Below are 20,938 nucleotides of genomic sequence, written 5' to 3' on the forward strand. Positions count from 1 at the left end.
GATGCTCTCGACGCAGATCCGCGGCGAACTTGCCGACCATCTTGATTCGGCGGAACGGGATCGCGCTCCGATCAGCCCGCTGATCGCCACGTATCCGGACATCGACGTCGTCGACGCCTACGAGATCCAGCTCATCAACATCAGGCGTCGCGTTGCCGGCGGCGCAAAGGTGGTCGGACACAAGGTCGGACTCTCGTCACTGGCGATGCAGCAGATGATGGGCGTCGACGAGCCAGATTACGGTCACCTGCTCGCCGAGATGGAAGAGTTCGAGGACCGTCCGGTCGACACGTCACGCTTCTGCTTCCCCCGCGTCGAGGTGGAGGTCGCCTTCATTCTGGGAGCAGATCTGCCGGGCGCGGGGTGCACCGAACAAGACGTCATCGACGCCACTGTCGCCTATGCGCCGTCCATCGAGTTGATCGACAGCCGGATCAAGGACTGGAAGATCGGCCTCTCGGACACCATCGCGGACAACGCCTCATCCGCCGGGTTCATTCTCGGCAAGGAACGAGTTCGCCCGTCGGACATCGACATCAAGGCGATCGATGCGGTGCTGACCTGCAACGGCGAGCGGATTGCGGAGGGGCGCAGCGATGCGGTTCTCGGTAACCCGGTCACCGCTGTCGCGTGGTTGGCGCAGAAGGTCGACACGTTCGGAGTTCGGCTCAAGGCCGGCGACATCGTTCTGCCGGGTTCGTGCACGCGAGCGATCGACGCTCATCCAGGCGACAACTTCCGAGCCGAGTTCAGCGGCCTCGGTTCCGTCTCTCTTCAGTTCACGTAGGAGTAGTCATGACCAAGGCAAGTGTGGCGATCGTCGGATCGGGAAACATCAGTACCGATCTGTTGTACAAACTGCAGCGTTCCGAGTGGCTCGAACCGCGATGGATGATCGGAATCGATCCCGAGAGTGAAGGATTGGCGCGCGCCCGCAAGATGGGACTCGAGACCTCCGCCGAGGGCGTCGACTGGTTGCTGAACCAGGCGGAGAAACCGGACCTGGTCTTCGAGGCAACGTCGGCATACGTGCACCGCGAGGCAGCACCACGCTACGAGGCCGCCGGTATCCGTGCCATCGACCTGACTCCGGCCGCGGTCGGCCCGGCTGTGGTTCCGCCCGCGAACCTGCGTGAGCACCTGGACGCACCCAACGTCAACATGATCACCTGCGGTGGGCAGGCAACCATCCCGATCGTCTATGCGGTATCGCGAGTCGTCGACGTGGCGTACGCCGAGATCGTCGCCTCCGTTGCATCGTTGTCCGCCGGCCCGGGAACTCGCGCGAACATCGACGAGTTCACCAAGACCACGAGCCGCGGTATCGAGACCATCGGCGGCGCACAGCGCGGTAAGGCGATCATCATCCTCAACCCCGCAGACCCGCCGATGATCATGCGCGACACCATCTTCTGCGCTATCCCCGAAGACGCCGATCAGGCCGCGATCACCGACTCCATTCACCGTGTCGTCAAGGACATCCAGCAGTACGTGCCCGGCTACCGGTTGCTCAACGAACCGCAGTTCGACAAACCGAGCGTCGTTTCCGGTGGCTATGCAACGGTCACCACGTTCGTCGAGGTCGAAGGCGCAGGCGATTTCCTGCCGCCGTACGCGGGCAACCTCGACATCATGACGGCAGCAGCCACCAAGGTGGGCGAGGAAATCGCCCAGAAGCTTCTGAGTGTGAAGGCATGAGCGACATGATTCATTTCGATTCGAGCTGGGACATCCGCGTCACCGACACGTCACTGCGCGACGGCTCCCACCACAAGCGTCATCAGTTCACCGTCGAAGAAGTACGAGCCATCGTCGGTGCCCTCGACGGAGCCGGAGTGCCGGTCATCGAGGTCACTCACGGCGACGGCCTCGGCGGGTCCTCCTTCAACTACGGCTTCTCGAAGACTCCCGAGCAGGAACTGATCAAAGCTGCAGTCGAGACGGCGACCAACGCGAAGATCGCCTTCCTGATGCTGCCCGGGTTGGGCATCAAGGACGACATCGTCATCGCGCAGGACAATGGTGCGTCCATCTGCCGCATCGCAACTCACTGCACCGAGGCCGACGTATCCATCCAGCACTTCGGCCTCGCGCGTGAGCGTGGACTCGAAACAGTCGGATTCCTCATGATGGCTCACTCGATTCCGCCGGAGAAGCTGGCCAAGCAGGCTCGCATCATGGCCGACGCGGGTTGCCAGTGTGTGTACGTGGTCGACTCGGCCGGCGCGCTGGTACTCGAGCAGGTATCCGATCGCGTCGAGGCGCTGGTTCAGGAACTCGGCAACGACGCTCAGGTCGGCTTCCACGGCCACGAGAACCTGGGCCTGGGCGTCGCCAATTCCATTGCGGCAGTTCGTGCGGGAGCCAAGCAGATCGACGGTAGTACCCGTCGGTTCGGTGCCGGCGCCGGCAACGCCCCGGTCGAGGCCTTCGTCGGTGTTTGCGACAAGATCGGCATCAAGACCGGTATCGACTTCTTCGCCATCGCCGATGCAGCCGAAGATGTTGTGCGCCCGGCAATGCCGCAGGAATGCCTGCTCGATCGTCAAGCACTGATGATGGGCTACGCCGGCGTGTACTCGAGCTTCCTCAAGCATGCCGAGCGTCAGGCCGAGCGGTACGGAGTGTCGTCCGCGGAGCTGTTGGTGCGCGCAGGTAAGCGCAAGTTGGTCGGCGGACAGGAAGATCAGTTGATCGACATCGCGCTGGAACTCCAGCGCGAAGCAGCGGCTTCCTAGGTCATGGCAGACGTACTGGCCGGAAAAGTGGCCTTGGTGACCGGCGCGTCCTCAGGGTTGGGGCGCGCGGTGGCCGAGATACTCCACCGCAGGGGCGCACAGGTTTTCGGTATCGCCCGCGACAAGGAAAAGCTGCGACAGTCGATGGTCGAGGTGGTCGGCGCGGATGGAGAGCGTCGTTTCGCGGCGACGGACGTCTCGGATTCCGCTCAGTGTGATGCGGCCGTGCAGGCGTGCGTCGACGAACTCGGTGGTATCGACATCCTCGTCAACGTGGCGGGATCGCACTCGCTTCGTCATACGGCGGATATTGCGGATTCCGAATGGGCACATGACCTTGCGGTCAATCTGAACGGACCGTTCTTCCTTTCCCGAGCAGCACTGCCGCACTTGCTGGAACGGGGCGGCAACATCGTCAACGTCTCCTCGATCGCGGGACTGGAAGGGCAGGCGTACTCGGCTGGATACTGTGCTGCCAAGCACGGACTCATCGGACTGACCCGAGCGATGGCGATGGAGTTCACCGGAAAGTCTCTGCGTGTCAACGCAATCTGCCCCGGCGGCATGATGACTCCTCAAGTCACCGGATTCACCTTCCCCGACGGAGTCGACTTCGACCTCGTCATGAAGGTTGCCTCGCCGCGTGGCTTGATGGAAGCCGAGGACGTTGCGAAGATGGTGGCTTTCGTCGCCTCCGACGACGCCTCGGCGATACACGGGGCCGTCTACTCGGTGGACAACGGAAAAATGGCATGACCCCGTTGGTCTCGGGACCGATCTTCCAGATCTGCTGGGTGGTCGAGGAGATCGAGGCCGCCGAACAGGAGTTCACTCGGCAGTGGGGAGTGGAGCGATGGCTACGTATGCCAGACATCGCCTTTGGTCCCGAGACCACAACGTATCGAGGTGAGCCCGCGGACTATGTCGTTCACGTGTCGATCGGATATGCGGGCAGCCAACAGCTCGAGTTGATCCAACCAGTGTCCGGACGCAACCTGTACACGGAGTTCCTGGAGACTCACGGCGTCGGAGTTCATCACATGGCTTGGGTTCCTGACGATTACGAGGCGACGTTGCTCGAGGCCGAGCGTCGCGGAATGTCGGTGGTGCAACAAGGTCGGGTAGAGGGCGCCGGCATGGAGTTCTCCTACCTCGATGCCGGGCCGTTGGGTGGATACGTCGAGTTGATGAAGCTCTCGCCCGAGATTCGGTTGATGTTCGCTTCGCTCATTCCTGATTGACGGCAAACACTTTCGTGAAGTAATCGGAAACGTTCTCCGGGTGACCACGGAATCCGAGGTAGCCGTCGGGGCGAATGACCAGCGCCGCCGTACCTTCGACCCCATACGCGGCGCACAGTTGCGAGGCGTTGTCCTCGATGATCGGCACCAGCGAGTCGACGGTCACGGTTCCCGGTGGCACTATCGCGTAGACGTCCAGCAAGCCGTGCGCTGATCGAATTGCGGCGTCGGCGACCTTCTCCAAGCTGTTGATGCTCTCCGCGGATCCGTCCGAAGTCAGCAGTAACGTGTGGTCGACTCCTGACAGCAAGTCGAACAACCGAATTGGATACTGCACACCGTCTCGGCGCATTCCGCGTGCATCGGGTGCACGCTCGCCCGGTTGAACGTGTGGACTCGAAGAATTACGCCCGGTGTTCAGCGGACTCTCCGAGTAGTCGATCAACAATTGAGCCTGGCGCCGCATTGCCGTGTCGATGGAAGACTCTCCCGAACCGATTCCTTCTCGAGCATTTCGGACGGTCATCCCGACGACTTCTTCACCGACCGGCCGTCTTTCGGCATCGTAGGTCTCGAGAAGATCTGCTGTTGCAACGCCTTTGACGGCGAGCGCTATCTTCCACGCAAGATTGTGGGCGTCCTGGATCCCGGTGTTCATGCCCTGCGCGCCAGTCGGGGGATGGATGTGCGCGGCGTCGCCGGCGACAAAAACCCGTCCGCGACCGTAAGCGTCGACGATGCGGTGGCTGATGCGGAAGACCGAGGACCATCGCAGCATCGAGGCGGTTGTCGGTTCTGGGGACAGTCTGTCGAGCACGGCCTGGATGTGATGGAGTTCCGGTGTCTTGCCGGTTGAAAAACCGTGTTGTACAGCGGCTTTGTTCGACGATTCGTCCGGCATCAACTCGTCCGGAACGAGCATCGACATGCGGTACCGCTTGTGTCCGGGAAGTGGGATGCAGACGAGTAGATCGTCGGTGGTTCCGTCGTCGCTGGTGTGGTTGGCGCGGACGGAGTAGCCGCTGGGTATCGACCAGTCGACTTCGACGTCACCGAGCATGTAGCTCTCGGCAAATGCGCCGCCCTCGAAGCTCAGGCCCAGCCCTTTGCGGACCACGCTGTGCGCGCCGTCGGAACCCACCAGGTACTGAGCCGTCACGGTACTGCCGTCGCTGAGGGTGCAGGTGACGGCGTCGTCGGACTGTTCGAATGCAGTGAGGCCGACTCCGCGTTCGACGGTTGTTCCCAACTCGGTGAGGCGCTCGGTGAGGATGCGCTCCGTCGAGTACTGAGGCAGACAGAGAAACCAGTAAGGAACGTCCTCGGGGAGGGTGAGGTCGACGCGGCCGACCTCGACGCCGTTCGTGTACATGATCTGACCGCGCATCAATGTCGAGGCGTCGAGTGCCTGGCGGAGCACCCCCATGTTCTCGAAGAGTTCGAGAGTGCGTGGCTGAATCCCGACGGCTTTCGCGTATTGCCGCGGTTCGTCGAGCGGGTCGACTATTCGACAGGAGATACCGCGTCTGCGCAGCTCGATCGCGGTGGTCAAGCCGATCGGGCCGGCGCCCGCTACCAATACGTCGGTATCCATGAGGACCCACTCACGTCGGGGACAGTCGGTCATTTCAGTATGGGTAAGCGAACTTTCGTTTTGGGGAAATTCGCGCAAATCGGACATCGAGAGGTTGCGTCTCGCGCCGACTGTCCGTCCGCGCACCGACTGTTTTGCGCTATTGCTCGTCTTCGAAGCCGAGCGCGATTCTCCTGCACAGAAGCGTGAGCTCGACCTCGTCGACGCGTGGCGCGTCGTCCCATGAATCGACGTCGTTCCAACTCACTGAACTCGGAGCGCCGAAAGGTCTGACGAAAACGTGCTGATGAAAGTGGGGGACGCTTAGCCCAGCGATCGCGGAGAACACGAATTCCGGAGTCAATTCCGAGTCGAGGGCACGTGAGACGCACCAGACCGCGTGTGCGATGGCGAGTGCTTCAGGTTCGGATAGTGAAGGCAACCCGGACACGTGTCGACGGGTCTCGACGAACACATATCCAGGAACCGAACGTCCGTGTGGTGGAGGGGGCCGAGGGGAGACAACGACGAAGTCGTCCTCGAATATTCGAGGGCTGACGAGCGGGCCTGTTCCTCGGTGTTTGGCGCATATTGCGCACGTTGACGTCCCCATTCCACTTTTGTAGCGAGTGTGGCGCGGTGGCGGAAGATTTGCGATCAGCCCGAACGGAGGGTTCATCTAGATGTACAAATTGACATGTTTGTAAAAGTTTTACCTTGAAAATCGTTGACAAAACGCCATCATTTGTCCACTCTCTATACATAGGTGTTGTTCGTGTCGCGGATTACCGCGCAGGACGCACTCACTGATCCGAACGAGAACTGGAGAATTCGATGGCGGCGTTGGTGTACACCGAGCCAGATGGTCGGCTCGCAACTTGGAGAGACCGGAAACGCTACTTGTGGCTGTTGGCGCTGATTCCGTCATCGGCAACTTTCATCGCCGTGGGGCTTGTTACCGCCACCGGATGGAATGTCTTCTGGTGGACCGGCCCACTGATCGCGTTTGCTCTCATTCCCGTCATCGACATCCTGGCGGGTGAGGACGGGAAGAATCCGCCCGACGAGGTGATCGACGAACTCGAGAACGACCGCTTCTACCGGTGGTGCACCTACGCCTATCTGCCGCTGCAGTACACGGCCTTCTTCCTGTCCTGCTACATCTGGGCGCGTTGGGATTTGAGCGTTCTCTCCAATATCGGACTCGCAGTGACGATCGGTGTGACGGCCGGAATCGGCATCAACACAGCCCACGAACTCGGGCACAAGAAGGAGAGCGTCGAGCGCTGGTTGTCCAAAATCGTTCTCGCACAAAGTGCTTACGGTCACTTCTACCTCGAACACAACCGTGGCCACCATGTGCGAGTGTCGACTCCGGAAGATCCGGCGACCTCGCGCTTCGGTGAGACCCTCTACGGTTTCTGGCCGCGCAGCGTCGGCGGGGGATTGAAGTCGGCGTGGCATCTCGAGAAGACCCGCTTCGAGCGTTTGGGCACCACGCACTGGAGCATCAAGAACGACGTGCTCAACGCCTGGCTCATGTCGGTTGTTCTGTTCGGTGTCGCGCTTGCAGTGTTCGGGATCGGCATCGCGCCGTACCTCGTGATCCAGGCGTTCATCGGGTTTTCGCTGCTCGAAGCGATCAACTACCTCGAGCACTACGGACTCCTACGTCAGAAAACCGCAAGCGGACGGTACGAGCGATGCACGCCAGCACACAGCTGGAACAGTGATCGCATCTGCACTAACGTCTTCCTTTATCACTTGCAGCGGCACAGCGATCATCATGCGAATCCGACACGTCGTTACCAGGCGCTTCGCAGTATGGAAGAGGCCCCTCAGCTCCCGAGCGGCTACGCCAGCATGATTATGCTCGCAACAGTCCCGCCCCTGTGGCGCAAGGTGATGGACCACCGCGTTCTCGAGCACTACCGAGGTGACATCACCCAGGTCAACATCGCGCCGAAGAAGCGGGCCAAGATCCTCGCAGCCTACGGGGTGAATGCATGAACGCCTACATCTGCCCGATCTGCGACTACACGTACACCGAATCGACAGGTGCTGCGCGAGAGGGCTTTCCGCCAGGTACGCCGTGGTCGAGTATCCCGGACGACTGGTGCTGCCCCGACTGCGGCGTCCGCGAGAAGGTCGACTTCACGCTCGTCACGCAATCCTGATCGAACTACCCACCGGTGAAAGGGAAACCGATGTCCGAGACTGCCACTGCTTACAAATTGTTCCGCTGCCTCCAGTGCGGGTTCGAGTACGACGAAGCGATCGGCTGGCCCGACGACGGTATCGAGCCGGGTACTCGCTGGGACGAGATTCCCGAAGACTGGTCTTGCCCTGATTGTGGTGCTGCCAAAGTCGATTTCGAAATGGTGGAGGTGGACCGCTGATGACAGCGGTCCGCGAGTCCGACACACGCACCGTGGTGATCGTGGGCACGGGCATCGCCGGTGCCGGTGCGGCGCAGGCCCTGCGCAAGGAAGGGTTCGGCGGCAGCATCATCCTGATCGGCAGCGAACCTGAGGAGCCGTACCGCCGCCCAGCGCTGTCGAAGGAGCTACTGTCCGGGAAAGCGTCGATCGATCGGGCTCGGTTGCGGCCGTCGACTTTCTGGACCGAGCAGGGTATCGATCTTCGGATCGGCGCAACTGTCACGAGTATCGACACAGATTCCCGCACAGTACTTTTAGCCGACGGTGACAGCATCCACTACGACGTTCTGATTCTTGCCACGGGTGGACGGTCCCGACGGTTGGAGAACGAAGATTCCGAGCGCGTTCACTATCTTCGGGATATCGCAGACATGCGACGCTTGCAATCCCAGCTGATCGAAGGATCCTCGCTTTTGGTGGTCGGCGGTGGCTTGATCGGATCGGAGGTGGCGTCAACGGCACGCGACTTGGGTTGCAGTGTGCAGGTTCTCGAAGCGCAACCGGTGCCCCTGTCCAGGCTGCTTCCACCGTCGATAGCGGAGAAGATCGCCGCGCTGCACGCCTCGGCGGGCGTCGCCTTGCAGACGGGAGTCGACCTCGAGACGCTCACGACGGGTGCCGACGGCGTCACTGCACGTGCGCGTGACGGACGCGAGTGGACAGCGGACTTGGCCGTGGTTGCAATCGGATCCTTGCCCGATACCGATGTGGCTGCTGCTGCGGGTATTGCGGTGGACAACGGGATTTCGGTAGACCGATACCTCCGGACCTCCGTCGATAATGTGTACGCGATCGGCGATGTGGCCAACGTGCCCAACGGTTTTCTCGGCGGCATGCACCGTGGTGAGCACTGGAACACCGCGCAGGACCACGCAGTTGCAGTTGCCAAGACCATCGTCGGGAAGGAAGAACCCTTCGAATCCGTCCCTTGGAGTTGGTCGAACCAATTCGGCCGCAACATTCAAGTAGCTGGTTGGCCAGGCGCGGACGACACCGTGATAGTTCGAGGAGACTTGGACTCCTATGACTTCACTGCGATCTGCATGCGCGACGGAAATATCGTCGGTGCTGTGAGCGTGGGCCGGCCGAAGGACATTCGTGCCGTCCGAACCCTTATCGAACGCTCCCCGGACATCAGCGCCGACGTACTCGCCGATACAAACAGGGATCTGACCGAACTTGCGGCGGGTCTTGTCGCCTCACCGGTGCTCTGAGTGCACTCGTGACTTCTGTGGCTTGCGTGTCCACCGTTTTGACACCGAGCACGGGCGATGGAAATCTTACCGATATGTCCACCGCTCGTGCCCGTGTCCCGTACCACGAGGCAGCTCGTCAACTCCTCCGTGCGTCAGCGCTCGACGCCACACGCGAACTCTTGACCGAGAAATCGTGGAACGACATCACGATGGCGCATATCGCGGAAGCTGCGGGCATGAGCCGGCAGACGTTGTACAAGGAGTTCACGTCCCGCCAGGGATTGGCGTCCGGATACCTCATCCGTTTCGTTGACGAGTTCCTCGAAGAGGTGGAACGCGAAGTAACGCTGCATCATTCGGATCCCCGCGGCGCGGTTTCCGCTGCATTTCGTGCCTTCTTCGACGCCGGTGCCCGGGATCCGATGGTGGTGAGCATTGTCGGTCCACGCCCGCAGCACGACTTGCTGAGCTTGGTCACCACCGACGGGACTCCGCTGCTCGAACATGCGAGCGCGAGGTTGGCCGAGATCTTCATGACAAGTTGGGCGAACGTCGACCGCATCCATGCCGAGATGTTCGGCAGCACGATAGTGCGTCTGGCGATCAGTCACGTGACGTTGTCCTTCGGTGCTCCCGATCAGATCGCCGAGAACCTGGGGGAGATGTTCGGGCCGTTCCTCGATCAGGTCATCGGTTCGGGCACAGCCTGAAACGGATACCGGGATGCGGAGTATCCAGACCTTCGCGGCTTGTGCCTTGGCAATTTCGTTGTTCGCCAACGCAATTACGCTCGCGCTGCAGGCGTACGACGGCACCGATATGCAGCTCTTGGGGGGGTGTTGCGGTCGTTTCGTCGCCGGGATCTGTGTGGCGGCATCTTTGGTGCTTAGCACGTGGTTTGTCCGGCGACGAATTACGCTGAAGGCGAGCGGTGACGGGCGGCAACCAAACTATCCGATGGGAAGCCCGCCACGACAACCCTTCGATCGGTCAACACGACATCACCGCGGCTCCGTGCGGCACTACCGTGAAAACTGTAAGACTCGGTCGCCGTCCACACTAAAGTTGACAAACGCAGAAAATGCGGCATCAACAACTACTTGGACGGCGTATTTCAGTCACTGCATTTCGATTTGCGTTCAGCCTCCCCCCATCCAGTTGGCGAGGCCGAACCAACCTCTCTCCCGATTGACTTTTTCATTTTCATAGAGCCTTGATGCGTCCCGGAGTCGACCGTAAATAGATCAGTGACCTTAATTTAATTGTGACGCGATAGTGCACATAGCAAGATTTTTTAGATGCCAATTATATCAACATTCCTCATTTCGCATGTCCCTCAAAAGTATGAACTCTTCGAACCTCCAAACGGTGGAGTAACAAGTACAGGGTGGGCAGGTCTTCTATTTGGCTGGCGACTGGCCGTGTGGTCGGGAATTAACTTAACCTAACGAAGCTTTACAACGTCCGTTACTTGAAGTTTCCTCCTCGGGGATGCGCGATCGTGGATTCTCCTTCCGAGCCCTCAACCGAAATGGTGAATCACCGGAGGTCGTCGATGTCACCGCTCTGGCGCCAACTCCGCCGCACCATGGAGTCATGAAAGCGCTGTTCACTCCCGTTGCAGACGCAGGCATGGCAGCTCGGCAGTGGACGCAGGAATGCAAACGAACGAGTTCCTGTCGAGCGCCAAAGCGAACCGCAGGCCGCTGCATCGCTGGCGTCTACCCTCGTCGAAAGCCAGTCGGCACCCAATGGTCAATCGTTCCTGATCGCCCAGCAAGCCAAGAACGAACGCGGCATTCTTCGTGACCGAGGCTTGGCAAATTTCAAACTTTTCGCAAACTTTGACGAAATCACTCAAAAAGTAGAACACGTTGTATATGGTGACGTAGTCGGGACAGCGATTCATAGGTTGACTACGAGTTCAGGTTCCGATACCACTCTCCACGGTTACGGAAGTTGGGGAGAGGAATGGGTTCTCCTATCTAATTCTCGGCACGCTTTCGCCCTGCGCAGAGAAGGTAATAGGAGGCCTGTGTGGCGAGTGATTGTTTGTATGAGGGTGCAAACCGGAGTTTCTCCGATCCGCACATCGCAAAACAAAATAACCGTGTCCATCTGGACCTGAAAGGTTCACTTGACGATGAGCATTACACGAAACCTTGTCGGAGCGGCAGCAGTCGCCTCCGCCTCTGCCCTCCTGTTTACCGGCGTCGCCCAGGCCGCCCCCGCGGTCAACAAGGTGCCGAGCGCCGACTACCAAGTCTGCGGCAACGTATACAAGTCCGCCGCATGGGCGGAGACCGGAGCACCGCCGGCTGCTGCAGTGGCGGTTGAGAACGTACAGGTGACAGGAAAGCTCTACGCTTCCGGCGGCACGACGCCGATCCTGAACCAAACGGTATCGACAGGAGCAGATGGCGGGTACTGCATCGCGGGTGACTCGACACTGGTTCCGACGATCATCGGCGGCGGCTACGTCACCTTGGAGGTCACGAGCCTGGCTACGTCCAGCCCCGCAGCCACCAGCGTGACGAGCTCCAATCCATGGAAGGGTGGACTGATCACCAAGTCGACCCAGATCAAGACGGGAACCTTCTTGCAGCACAAGGTATCTGGTCTCGATTCGGCTAACTCGTTCCACTTCACAGTTTCATAGGAGAAGGTCTTGATCGCACAGTTCGTCAGGCTGTTGAGTGGCCTGGTCTACGGAATGACACCGGTACTCGCCGGTTCCCTCGACGGCCTCAACACGATGTCCATGACCAGCTATTCAAGTGATGGAGGAAGCTAGATGGGATCCATAGCCGAGTCCACAGCGTCACTCGGGCAAACAGTGCAGCAGATGGTGCCTGTGCTCTTTGAGCTCCTGTTCGTCGCTCCACTGCAGCTGTCAATCGGGTTTGAATAACACGGAAGGGAAACGATGTCACTTCAAAATATTTTCGTCGACCTTTTGGCGGTCATGACGGGATCGTGGGATGGCTCGAGCGCTGCGGTCATGCCATTCCTTATCGGACTATCCTGACAGGAGGTACACCAATGTCATCCGACTTCTGGACCGGCGTCGTCAATCTTACGAATGTCGTCGGAATCCTCATACTGTCCGGACTGAGCACCGCGTCAAGCGCAGGCGCAGGGTGGTCGAGTCTTGAGTCAATGAGCAGTAACTAACCCTCGTCCCCGGCTCTAACAGGGCCGACAAGACGGCGGTAACACCGGTGGGCTCCATGCAGAAATCCCGCATGGAGCCCACCGGCGTGCATGTGTACCAGCGCTCACGGAGTGCTGGGCCCGCAGGAACGGCCTACGGACTAGAGTCGGGACCACCACGCTCGTAGGGGATTACGTGAACGACGCTTGGGATTCCGGAAAGTCTGCTGTGGGAGAGTTTCCGGACGAATCGAAAAGCGATGCTGATTGCTTAACAAGCCCACGGCACGCAACCCGCCTCGCCCGCCGGAAACTTCGATGCCGATCTAACGCGTGCTTCTTCCCATTGCCACACAGCTTGAGAATCAGCATTCGAACGATTCGAGTGAGGCACCGTAACGGCCGCCAACGCGCCGTGTGTGGAATTCCGCCACCCGCACGCGCGCACATCGACATTCCACTCTGCGCGCGAGGCGATTCCGTCACTTGGGAAGGCGTCTTTCCTGGAGCATCGCCGCGGCGACCAAGGTGGCCCGCGCGTGTAGCCCGATCGGCAGATTCGCATAACGCCGATCTCGAACGAGACTCATCGCGATGGGCGGTCAGATCGTGCCCCTGGACGATCTGGCTACGCTCCAAAAGTTTATGAAAGACTTTGTTGCACAGTACGAATGTCACCTTGCGATCGAGACCTCCGCAGGCGAGTTAACGCTATAGGAATGGGCAGGCATGATCGTGGCGGACGGAGTGCACTCGACTTGTCGAACGCACACCAACACGCATGAGCGCTCTCTCACCGAACGCGGCGTGGGCGAGCAGCGCGGCGCCAGAACGCCCAGATGCACACAGGTAGGTGCGTCGCACGTTCCGATGGACTGGACTTGGCAGACTGGATTCATCAGGCATAACCGCGGAAACCTCGCCGTTCAGAACGAGGGCCGACCCAGTACGGATCGGCCCTCGTTGGTTGGTTTCGGTCAGCTGACCTCGGGATCACGCACTGTGATGGTGCCGTCCCTAACCGCGTCGGCGATGCTGTCGTGCAGTTTCGGGCATCCGTCTTTCAATGCCGACGACTGCCCGGAAGCAATTGCCTCTTTGAAGGTGTGGCAACGCAGCGCCGGGTCGGAAGTCCACTGAACGCTGGTGTGTTTGTACGTGTTCTTGCGAACCAGTACGCACGCGCCGCATGCCTTGCAGTCGACTTCCTGCAGACCCGAGTCGAGGTATTCGTGCTTGTCCTCGATCGTCTGGGCCGCGATCGCCTCGAGCCGTTCCGTTTGCCCGGCAAAGTCCGGTGCCTTGGCCCAACGAGCCCACCGTGCGTCGGTTCCGATCGAGGCGCTCACGACTAGACCTCTGCTTCCTTCTTTGCCGCTTCTGCTGCAGCTTCCTTCTCGGCCTTCTGGCGTGCGAGGTTTTCCTCGACCTCGGCGTGCCAGGCTTCGTTTGCCTTGGTGGTGTCCACCTCGAACTCGAAGCGCTGCGTCATCTTCTCGGTGACGTCGGCCTTGTCCACGTAGAACTGCTCGTACCAGCGTCGTAGCTGGTAGACGGGGCCGTCTTCTTCGCAGAGAAGGGGATTCTCGATCTTGGTCTTGTTCTTCCAGATCGCGACGTCCTGCAGGAATCCCTCGCTGATGCCCTCGGTGAACTTGCCGGCCAACTTGTCGGCCATCTCGTCGGAGACACCCGTCGGCTTCTTCACCGTCACGCCCCACTGCAGCACGAACGAGTCCGGGCTGATCGGGTAGTGGCAGTTGATCAGAACACTCTCGACCTCGTATCCGCTGTAGCTGTTCCACAGGGGATTGACCATGTACGACGGTCCGTAATACGCAGCTTCGGAGCGAAGCAGCGTGTCGCCGCCGTACTGGGAGGCCATTCCGATGTCGGGACGGCCCGTGGTGTTGAGGTACTGAGTGGCGATCTCACCTTCGAAGACGTTCTTGAAGTACGTCGGGAAGGCGTAGTGGATGTAGTAGAAGTGCGCCATGTCGACCACGTTGTCGATGATCTCGCGGCAGTTGGACCCCTCGATGACCATGGAGTTCCAGGTCCAGTCGGTCCATTCGTCGCTGTACGCGCCCTCGATACGAGGAATCACGATCTCTTCGGGCGGCGGATTGCCCTCGGGGTCGTTCCAGACGAAGAGCTGACCGTTCTGCTCGAGGGTCGTCCACGCGCGGGTGCGTGCGAGCGGAGGCACGCGGCGGGCATAAGGAATGCCGGTGCACTTGCCGTTGCCGCCCCAGCGCCAGTCGTGGAAGGGGCAGGCGATGGAATCGCCCTTGACCTCGCCTTGTGTGAGGTCACCACCCATATGACGGCAGTATCCGTCGAGAACTTTGATGTCGCCCTTGCTGTCGGCGAACACCACGAGCTTCGTACCGAAAGCCTCGATCGCGTGCGGTTTGCCGTCCTTGAAGGTCTTCAGTAGACCCAGGCAGTGCCAACCGCGGGCGAAACGAGTTTGCACCGTTCCGACGTCGATCTCGCGAATCTGCGCCATTGTGACCTCACATCCCTTCTAGCTGTTAGTAGAACACGTTATAGAACTCGATCCGGTTCCGCCAGATTTTGGGGGCACTTGTTACAGCATTGCGGCCACAAACGGGACCTTTGTCAGCGTCTCGACAGAAAAGAGAACGTGTTCTAGTCTCAAGTGTAAGTGAACCAACCGATCGAGGAAGACGGGAGCGTCGAAGTGGGTAACCATGACAGCCACGAGGTGATGCAGAGGCTCGACGCACTACTGCCGGCACTGCGCGAGCGCGCACAGGAGACCGAGGATCTGCGTCGTATCCCCGACGAGTCCATCAAGGCTCTCCAGGAAACAGGCTTCTTCCGCTTGCTGCAGCCGAAGCAGTGGGGCGGATACGAAGCCGATCCGGTGCTGTTCTACTCCGCGGTCAAGAAGATCGCCAGCGCGTGTGGTTCCACAGGGTGGGTCTCCTCGATCATCGGGGTACACAACTGGCACCTCGCCCTCTTCTCTCAGCAGGCGCAGGAAGACGTGTGGGGCAACGACACTGACGTTCGCATCTCGTCCTCTTACGCCCCGATGGGTATGGGTGAAGTAGTCGAGGGCGGATACAAGGTCAACGGTGCGTGGGCGTGGTCCTCGGGTTGTGACCATGCCAGCTGGGCCGTTCTCGGTGGTCCGGTGTTCAAAGACGGCCGCGCGGTCGACTTCGTGAGCTACCTGATTCCTCGCGAGGACTACCAGATCGACGACGTGTGGAATGTGGTCGGCCTGCGTGGAACCGGCTCCAATACCGTTGTGGTCAAGGATGTTTTTGTTCCCAAGCATCGCGTGCTGAGCTTCCGGGCGATGAGCGAACTGACCGCCCCGGGCCTCGAGAACAACACCGCGCCGGTCTACAAGATGCCGTGGGGAACCATTCACCCCACCACGATCTCGGCGCCGATCGTCGGAATGGCTTACGGAGCTTACGAAGCGCACGTCGAGCACCAGGGCAAGCGTGTTCGCGCTGCGTTCGCCGGCGAGAAGTCGAAGGACGATCCGTTTGCCAAGGTGCGCATCGCCGAGGCATCCAGCGACATCGACGCCGCGTGGCGTCAGCTCTCCGGCAACGTCGCCGACGAGTACGCGTTGATCCTTGCGGGCGAAGAGGTTCCGATGGAACTGCGGCTGCGCGCTCGACGTGACCAGGTGCGCGCCACGGGCCGCGCGATCGCCTCGATCGACAAGCTCTTCGAGAACTCCGGCGCCACGGCGCTGCAGAACGGCACTCCTATTCAGCGTTTCTGGCGCGATGCTCACGCTGGTCGCGTCCACGCCGCCAACGATCCCGAACGCGCGTACGTCATGTTCGGAACCGGCGAATTCGGTCTGCCGATCACCGACACGATGGTCTAGAGGAGGCTCAGTGACAACCACCGAAGAAGCCCTCACCTACGAGTCCACTTCACGGTTCGCGCAAGTGCGCCCCGATCTGAAACTGCACTTCCACGAGGCGGGCGTCGGAAACGACAAGACCATCGTGCTGCTGCACGGCGGTGGCCCAGGCGCGTCGTCGTGGTCTAACTTCGCCCGCAACATTCCGGTGTTGGCGAAGAGCTTTCACGTCATCGCGGTCGATCAGCCCGGTTACGGGCAGTCCGACAAGCCGACGGAGCATCCGCAGTACTTCGTGCACAGTGCGTCGGCGCTCAACGATCTCCTGGACACGCTCGAGATCACCGGTCGCGTTGATCTGCTGGGCAATTCGCTCGGTGGTGGCGCTGCTGTTCGCTTTGCGCTCGACTACCCGGACCGTGCGGGTCGCCTCGTTCTGATGGGCCCCGGCGGTCTGAGTGTCAACCTGTTTGCGCCGGACCCCACCGAGGGCGTCAAGAACCTCGGAAAGTTCAGCTACCAGCCCACCCGAGAAAACCTCGAAGCATTCCTGCGGATCATGGTCTTCGATCAGAAGCTGATCACGCCGGAACTCGTCGACGAACGTTTTGCTGCCGCCAGCACTCCCGAGTCGCTGGCTGCGGCCAAGGCGATGGGTAAGTCCTTCTCCAGCGGTGACTTCGAGCTCGGCATGCTCTGGCGCGAGGCGTACAAGCTTCGTCAGCGTGTGTTGCTGATCTGGGGCCGTGAGGATCGGGTCAACCCTCTCGACGGCGCACTGGTCGCGCTCAAGATGATCCCGCGCGCGCAGCTCCACGTCTTCGGCGGTTGCGGTCACTGGGCGCAGCTCGAGAAGTTCGACGAATTCAACCGGCTCGCAACCGACTTCCTGCTCGACGGAGGTAAATGATGGGTATTCGATCTCTGGCGTACATGCGCATCGGGGCCACCGACATGGCTGCGTGGCGCGAATACGGACTCAAGATCCTCGGAATGATCGAGGGCAAGGGCGTCGACGCGGAATCGCTGTATCTGCGTATGGACGACTTCCCGGCGCGTCTTGTCATCGTTCCGAACGACACGGACCGTCTGCTCGTCTCGGGTTGGGAAACCGCGAATGCCGCTGAGCTGCAGGATATCCGTGACAGGTTGTCGGCAGCCGGTGTTCCGTTCAAGGAAGGCACGGCGGAGCAGCTCAAGGACCGTCGCGTCGTCGAGATGATCGCGTTCGAGGACACCTCGGGCAACTCCCTCGAGGTGTTCCACGGAGCTGCTCTCGAACACCGCCGGATCGTGAGCCCGTACGGGCACAGGTTCGTGACGGGCGAGCAGGGCCTCGGCCACGTCGTGCTCACCACCGATGACGACGATGCTTCGCTGCGGTTCTACCGCGACGTACTCGGATTCAAGCTTCGCGACTCGATGCGTCTGCCTCCGCAGATGGTCGGCCGGCCCGCGGACGGCGACCCGGCGTGGCTGAGGTTCCTCGGCTGCAACCCGCGTCACCACAGCTTGGCGTTCCTGCCGTTGCCCAACCCGACGGGCATCGTGCACCTGATGCTCGAAGTGGAGAACTCCGACGACGTCGGACTGTGCCTCGACCGGGCACTGCGCAAGAAGGTCAAGATGTCGGCGACTCTCGGTCGCCACGTCAACGACGAGATGCTCTCGTTCTACATGAAGACTCCAGGCGGGTTCGACATCGAATTCGGTTGTGAGGGGCTAGAGGTCGAGGACGAAAACTGGATCGCGAGGGAAAGCACGGCCGTGAGCCTGTGGGGTCACGACTTCACGGTGGGAATGAAGCCGTGAGTTCGCCCGACGCGTCGGTGAGTGCGGAGCAGGCGATCGATCCACGCCAGTTCCGCACGGTTCTCGGGCAATTCTGCACGGGTATCACCATCATCACGACAGTCGACGACGGTGAGCCGGTCGGGTTCGCGTGTCAGTCTTTCGCTGCCCTGTCACTCGACCCGCCTTTGGTGTTGTTCTGCCCCACCAAGGGTTCTCGGTCGTGGGCGGCAATCGAGCGGACCGGGAAGTTCGCCGTCAACGTGTTGGCGGAGGAACAGCAGGCGGTGTGTGCTCGTTTCGGGTCGCGTGAGCCGGACAAGTTCGCGGGTATCGATTGGACGCCATCACCGTTGGGGTCACCAATCATCGACAAGTCGCTCGCCCACATCGACTGCACGGTGGAAACCGTCCACGACGGCGGTGATCACTACGTCGTCTTCGGACGTGTGTCGTCGATGAGTGAGATCAAGACCGAACGCCCGCTGCTGTTCTATCGCGGGCAGTACACGGGCATCGAGCCGGACAAGACTGTTCCGGCTACCTGGCGTGACGATCTGGAAGCGTTCCTGACGACCACGACAGAAGATACCTGGCTGTAGTGGCAACCCCGTGAGTGGTTAAGGAGTCCAGGGGCTCCTTAACCACTCACGGGGCCGGAGGCCCTACAGAGAAAAACAGGTATGACAGAAGTCGTCACCGAACGGCGTCAGCAGGATGCTACGACGCACTATCTTGTTGGATCGTCCGGCTCGCTTGACCGCCTCGATCACCGACGGCTGGACCTCGACCACCTGGTACCGGTCGGCCTCGACGGGCTCTCGTGAGAACGCCACCAAACCGAGCCGATGCAGGTTGTTCAGGTACGCGCTGATGCGGTCCAGATGGCGACATCCCGCCAGTTCTCCGATCATCGACAGCCCCTCGTCGATCATCTCCGAGCCGACGCCGAACGGCCGCGCCGTACGTACGTCCACGCTCGGTTGCGCACCTGAAGTGGCCAGCAACCGAAGAATTCGAGCTTCGTCCGGCGCGATCTCGTCGAGGATCCGGTCGTAGGCCGGGTGCAGATCGTCGCGATCGGTCACGTCCGCGGAACGGTCCAGCAACCTGTCGCCGCGTGCCCGCAGCGCCGCGAGAGTGGCCTCGACGCTCTGTTTGCGATTGGTACGAGTTGCCATTGCTGCCCGTAGGTTCTCGGTCCGCGAGCCGTCTCCGTTGGAGTTCTCGGCCCGACGTTCGGATTGAACATTGGCCGATTCAGCGGCCTCTGCCGCGGCTTCGGCGGCAGCCTGAACGATCTGCCGCGTCGCCTCCTTCGCCGTTCCGAAAGCCCAACCCGTCAGCTTGATCGACGTGAGCGTTGTCGTGGCAGTCAGCCCGACAAGGCTGCGGATCAGACGCTTTTCGACGGATTCGACCGGCGCGATGTCCGCAGCCCAGTCGTACGATTCCGCTTCGACGATCAGGCGATGGTCGTGCTCACTCATACTCATACTCCGACTCATACTCCGAATATTGCGAGGTGCAGGAAACCGGCAAACGAGCCCAGCACGGCCCCGTGTACGAACAACAGCCACTCGTCCTGTTTGACGGCTGAGCGTAGTAGTTCACTGAAATCTTCCGGTGAAAGGATGCTCATGCGTTCGGTGACGAAGACACGAATCTTCTCCGACTGGCTCTCGGCGAACTCCGCGTCCTCGAAGACCCTTGGGTACAGATCGAGCACTTCGGTGGTGGCCAGGCCGGGCAGACGCTTGTAGCTCTGCGAACCGACGGTCATCTTGACCACCGACTTTGCCCAGCCGGCGGCGTCGTCGACGGATTCGCGCAGTACCTGATCGAGCATCCGCCGCGTTCGGTCCGAGCGGGGACCTTCGAGGAGTTCGGTGCCGATGTTCTCGAGCGTCACGACGTGATCGGCCAGGGTTTTTGCGTACCCGGCGATGATCTCGGTGCGGCGTTTCAGGAAAAGTCCCTGCCGCCACGGCACCCAACGGCTGGGGGTGATCGGTTCGAAGATCATCGTGATGCCGAGGTAGTTCACGATGTACCCGATGATCACGCCACCGATGGGAAGCACCCACCACTGCGGAACCAGATGGAGGATTCCGACGAGCACGAAGCCCATCGGGAACCCGAAGTAGAAGCCGAAGTTCTGCATGAACCTGAGCTCTTTGTTGCCCATCGTGCGGAAGATGTCGTTGAGCAGTTTGGGGTGCGAGGAGAGGTAGCGGATCACCATCAGCTTCGCGTCGATGAACTCGTCGATGTCCTCTTCGATGCGGTCGGTGATCATGCGCACGCTGGCTGGCAGATCGTCCTCCACCTTGCGGAAGACGGCCTCCTTCACCGACGTCGGAAGGTTGTGCCAGAGCTGAGGATTCTCGGCAGTCATGATTCTGGTGACCACGCCGCGCACTTCACTGCGGGAGATGTTCACCAAGTGCTCGGCGATGCTGTCCGGGTCCAGGACGCGATAGAAATCGGCGATGCTGCCGACTTTCGCGAGGGATTTGTCGACGGCGATCGACGCCATCTTCTCCGCCCGCGAGGGGACGATGCCTTGCCAACCGAATCTGCCGTCGCTGGTGATCGCGGGGATCACCTGGACGCGTCGGGGGAGGAACGGGAAGAGCAGTTTGAGGCCGGGCACTTTGATCCCGTGGAAGTTGATCGGCGCAAACAGCATCAGGACGCCCGACCAATTGGTGATGTACCCGATGATTCCGGTGAACAAAGGAATGGTGATCAACTGTTCGAGCAAGTGGTCCGGCACCGTCGCACATCCTCCTCATATCCGAGAACCTCACGTTCGGACATGATTGCCGAAACTTCGCTCTTCGTGGGTGTTTCGTTGGCTACTGCTGCGCCTTCCCAGTTGCGTCAGCATAGAGGCCCGACAATTCGGGCTGTAGGTGGGTAGGAAGTTGATGTAACCTC

Annotated in this window: 21 protein-coding genes; 16 read left to right on the forward strand and 5 right to left on the reverse strand. The window is 60.6% G+C overall.

Annotated elements, in window-relative coordinates:
* Window position 1 precedes the first annotated feature (1 nt).
* The 5 genes from GJB56_RS26300 to GJB56_RS26320 are packed head-to-tail and all read left to right on the forward strand — an operon-like array spanning window position 2 to window position 3,979.
* Window positions 2-787, forward strand: a complete 786-nt coding sequence (locus GJB56_RS26300) for a 2-keto-4-pentenoate hydratase (protein WP_003945480.1) — start codon at window positions 2-4, stop codon at window positions 785-787.
* Window positions 788-795: 8 nt separating this feature from the next.
* A complete protein-coding gene (locus GJB56_RS26305) occupies window positions 796-1,698 on the forward strand; it encodes an acetaldehyde dehydrogenase (acetylating) (protein WP_019746894.1) in 903 nt (300 codons plus the stop codon).
* Entirely contained in the window at window positions 1,695-2,738 is a 1,044-nt protein-coding gene (gene dmpG, locus GJB56_RS26310) for a 4-hydroxy-2-oxovalerate aldolase (RefSeq protein WP_113682117.1), read from the forward strand. The genes GJB56_RS26305 and dmpG overlap by 4 nt, the downstream gene beginning before the upstream one ends.
* A 3-nt stretch (window positions 2,739-2,741) precedes the next feature.
* Window positions 2,742-3,494, forward strand: a complete 753-nt coding sequence (locus GJB56_RS26315) for an SDR family NAD(P)-dependent oxidoreductase (RefSeq protein ID WP_003945607.1) — start codon at window positions 2,742-2,744, stop codon at window positions 3,492-3,494.
* Complete coding sequence (locus GJB56_RS26320; RefSeq protein WP_003945419.1) at window positions 3,491-3,979, forward strand: VOC family protein; 489 nt, start codon at window positions 3,491-3,493, stop codon at window positions 3,977-3,979. The genes GJB56_RS26315 and GJB56_RS26320 overlap by 4 nt, the downstream gene beginning before the upstream one ends.
* Here GJB56_RS26320 and GJB56_RS26325 read toward each other — a convergent pair.
* On the reverse strand, window positions 3,966-5,573 hold the full coding sequence (locus tag GJB56_RS26325) for an FAD-dependent monooxygenase (protein ID WP_113682118.1): 1,608 nt from the start codon (window positions 5,571-5,573) through the stop codon (window positions 3,966-3,968). The genes GJB56_RS26320 and GJB56_RS26325 overlap by 14 nt on opposite strands.
* An 813-nt stretch (window positions 5,574-6,386) precedes the next feature.
* On the opposite strand from GJB56_RS26325, the gene GJB56_RS26330 reads away from it, so the two are divergent.
* The 7 genes from GJB56_RS26330 to GJB56_RS31935 all read left to right on the forward strand — a co-directional run bounded on the left by GJB56_RS26330 (window position 6,387) and on the right by GJB56_RS31935 (window position 11,983).
* Window positions 6,387-7,562, forward strand: coding sequence for an alkane 1-monooxygenase (locus tag GJB56_RS26330; protein ID WP_003945652.1), 1,176 nt, complete (start codon window positions 6,387-6,389; stop codon window positions 7,560-7,562).
* Window positions 7,559-7,729 (forward strand): rubredoxin, encoded by a 171-nt coding sequence (locus GJB56_RS26335; protein WP_007734092.1) that lies wholly within the window; start codon window positions 7,559-7,561, stop codon window positions 7,727-7,729. The genes GJB56_RS26330 and GJB56_RS26335 overlap by 4 nt, the downstream gene beginning before the upstream one ends.
* Window positions 7,730-7,759: 30 nt before the next feature.
* Window positions 7,760-7,951: a rubredoxin gene (locus GJB56_RS26340; RefSeq protein WP_007734094.1), complete on the forward strand. Its 192-nt coding sequence runs from the start codon at window positions 7,760-7,762 to the stop codon at window positions 7,949-7,951.
* A complete protein-coding gene (locus tag GJB56_RS26345; RefSeq protein ID WP_113682119.1) occupies window positions 7,951-9,207 on the forward strand; it encodes an NAD(P)/FAD-dependent oxidoreductase in 1,257 nt (418 codons plus the stop codon). Before GJB56_RS26340 ends, GJB56_RS26345 begins: the two co-directional genes overlap by 1 nt.
* 74 nt (window positions 9,208-9,281) lie before the next feature.
* Window positions 9,282-9,899 (forward strand): TetR/AcrR family transcriptional regulator, encoded by a 618-nt coding sequence (locus GJB56_RS26350; protein WP_113682120.1) that lies wholly within the window; start codon window positions 9,282-9,284, stop codon window positions 9,897-9,899.
* Window positions 9,900-11,332: 1,433 nt separating this feature from the next.
* Window positions 11,333-11,848 (forward strand): hypothetical protein, encoded by a 516-nt coding sequence (locus tag GJB56_RS26355; RefSeq protein WP_113682122.1) that lies wholly within the window; start codon window positions 11,333-11,335, stop codon window positions 11,846-11,848.
* Between the two features lie 9 nt (window positions 11,849-11,857).
* Window positions 11,858-11,983 carry a hypothetical protein gene (locus tag GJB56_RS31935; RefSeq protein WP_268248251.1) on the forward strand — a complete coding sequence of 42 codons (126 nt, stop codon included), beginning with the start codon at window positions 11,858-11,860 and terminating at the stop codon, window positions 11,981-11,983.
* A 1,336-nt stretch (window positions 11,984-13,319) separates the two neighbouring features.
* Here the strand turns inward: GJB56_RS31935 and GJB56_RS26360 are convergent.
* Window positions 13,320-13,691, reverse strand: a complete 372-nt coding sequence (locus tag GJB56_RS26360) for a hypothetical protein (protein ID WP_003945499.1) — start codon at window positions 13,689-13,691, stop codon at window positions 13,320-13,322.
* Between the two features lie 2 nt (window positions 13,692-13,693).
* Window positions 13,694-14,854 (reverse strand): Rieske 2Fe-2S domain-containing protein, encoded by a 1,161-nt coding sequence (locus GJB56_RS26365; protein ID WP_003945847.1) that lies wholly within the window; start codon window positions 14,852-14,854, stop codon window positions 13,694-13,696.
* Window positions 14,855-15,049: 195 nt separating this feature from the next.
* Here GJB56_RS26365 and hsaA point away from each other — a divergent pair, with 195 nt between their 5' ends.
* The 4 genes from hsaA to hsaB are packed head-to-tail and all read left to right on the forward strand — an operon-like array spanning window position 15,050 to window position 18,597.
* Window positions 15,050-16,225 carry a 3-hydroxy-9,10-secoandrosta-1,3,5(10)-triene-9,17-dione monooxygenase oxygenase subunit gene (gene hsaA / locus GJB56_RS26370; RefSeq protein ID WP_039973406.1) on the forward strand — a complete coding sequence of 392 codons (1,176 nt, stop codon included), beginning with the start codon at window positions 15,050-15,052 and terminating at the stop codon, window positions 16,223-16,225.
* Window positions 16,226-16,235: 10 nt separating this feature from the next.
* Entirely contained in the window at window positions 16,236-17,114 is an 879-nt protein-coding gene (gene hsaD, locus GJB56_RS26375) for a 4,5:9,10-diseco-3-hydroxy-5,9,17-trioxoandrosta-1(10),2-diene-4-oate hydrolase (RefSeq protein WP_003945808.1), read from the forward strand.
* Window positions 17,114-18,016 carry an iron-dependent extradiol dioxygenase HsaC gene (gene hsaC / locus GJB56_RS26380; protein WP_003945585.1) on the forward strand — a complete coding sequence of 301 codons (903 nt, stop codon included), beginning with the start codon at window positions 17,114-17,116 and terminating at the stop codon, window positions 18,014-18,016. The genes hsaD and hsaC overlap by 1 nt, the downstream gene beginning before the upstream one ends.
* A complete protein-coding gene (hsaB, locus tag GJB56_RS26385) occupies window positions 18,013-18,597 on the forward strand; it encodes a 3-hydroxy-9,10-secoandrosta-1,3,5(10)-triene-9,17-dione monooxygenase reductase subunit (protein ID WP_003945677.1) in 585 nt (194 codons plus the stop codon). The genes hsaC and hsaB overlap by 4 nt, the downstream gene beginning before the upstream one ends.
* Before the next feature lie 63 nt (window positions 18,598-18,660).
* Here hsaB and GJB56_RS31740 read toward each other — a convergent pair whose 3' ends face one another.
* Complete coding sequence (locus tag GJB56_RS31740; protein WP_019746907.1) at window positions 18,661-19,485, reverse strand: Abi-alpha family protein; 825 nt, start codon at window positions 19,483-19,485, stop codon at window positions 18,661-18,663.
* A 14-nt stretch (window positions 19,486-19,499) separates the two neighbouring features.
* Window positions 19,500-20,774 (reverse strand): DUF445 domain-containing protein, encoded by a 1,275-nt coding sequence (locus GJB56_RS26395; protein ID WP_019746908.1) that lies wholly within the window; start codon window positions 20,772-20,774, stop codon window positions 19,500-19,502.
* Window positions 20,775-20,938 lie beyond the last annotated feature (164 nt).

It is taken from the genome of Rhodococcus sp. AQ5-07, from assembly GCF_009707305.1.
Classification (GTDB): Bacteria; Actinomycetota; Actinomycetes; order Mycobacteriales; family Mycobacteriaceae; genus Rhodococcus_F; species Rhodococcus_F erythropolis.

Coding starts and splice junctions, on each gene's coding strand:
- GJB56_RS26300 (WP_003945480.1), top strand. CDS start 2: ATGCTCTCGACGCAGATCCGCGGCGAACTTGCCGACCATCTTGATTCG.
- GJB56_RS26305 (WP_019746894.1), top strand. CDS start 796: ATGACCAAGGCAAGTGTGGCGATCGTCGGATCGGGAAACATCAGTACC.
- dmpG (WP_113682117.1), top strand. CDS start 1,695: ATGAGCGACATGATTCATTTCGATTCGAGCTGGGACATCCGCGTCACC.
- GJB56_RS26315 (WP_003945607.1), top strand. CDS start 2,742: ATGGCAGACGTACTGGCCGGAAAAGTGGCCTTGGTGACCGGCGCGTCC.
- GJB56_RS26320 (WP_003945419.1), top strand. CDS start 3,491: ATGACCCCGTTGGTCTCGGGACCGATCTTCCAGATCTGCTGGGTGGTC.
- GJB56_RS26325 (WP_113682118.1), bottom strand. CDS start 5,573: ATGGATACCGACGTATTGGTAGCGGGCGCCGGCCCGATCGGCTTGACC.
- GJB56_RS26330 (WP_003945652.1), top strand. CDS start 6,387: ATGGCGGCGTTGGTGTACACCGAGCCAGATGGTCGGCTCGCAACTTGG.
- GJB56_RS26335 (WP_007734092.1), top strand. CDS start 7,559: ATGAACGCCTACATCTGCCCGATCTGCGACTACACGTACACCGAATCG.
- GJB56_RS26340 (WP_007734094.1), top strand. CDS start 7,760: ATGTCCGAGACTGCCACTGCTTACAAATTGTTCCGCTGCCTCCAGTGC.
- GJB56_RS26345 (WP_113682119.1), top strand. CDS start 7,951: ATGACAGCGGTCCGCGAGTCCGACACACGCACCGTGGTGATCGTGGGC.
- GJB56_RS26350 (WP_113682120.1), top strand. CDS start 9,282: ATGTCCACCGCTCGTGCCCGTGTCCCGTACCACGAGGCAGCTCGTCAA.
- GJB56_RS26355 (WP_113682122.1), top strand. CDS start 11,333: ATGAGCATTACACGAAACCTTGTCGGAGCGGCAGCAGTCGCCTCCGCC.
- GJB56_RS26365 (WP_003945847.1), bottom strand. CDS start 14,854: ATGGCGCAGATTCGCGAGATCGACGTCGGAACGGTGCAAACTCGTTTC.
- hsaC (WP_003945585.1), top strand. CDS start 17,114: ATGGGTATTCGATCTCTGGCGTACATGCGCATCGGGGCCACCGACATG.
- GJB56_RS31740 (WP_019746907.1), bottom strand. CDS start 19,485: ATGAGTGAGCACGACCATCGCCTGATCGTCGAAGCGGAATCGTACGAC.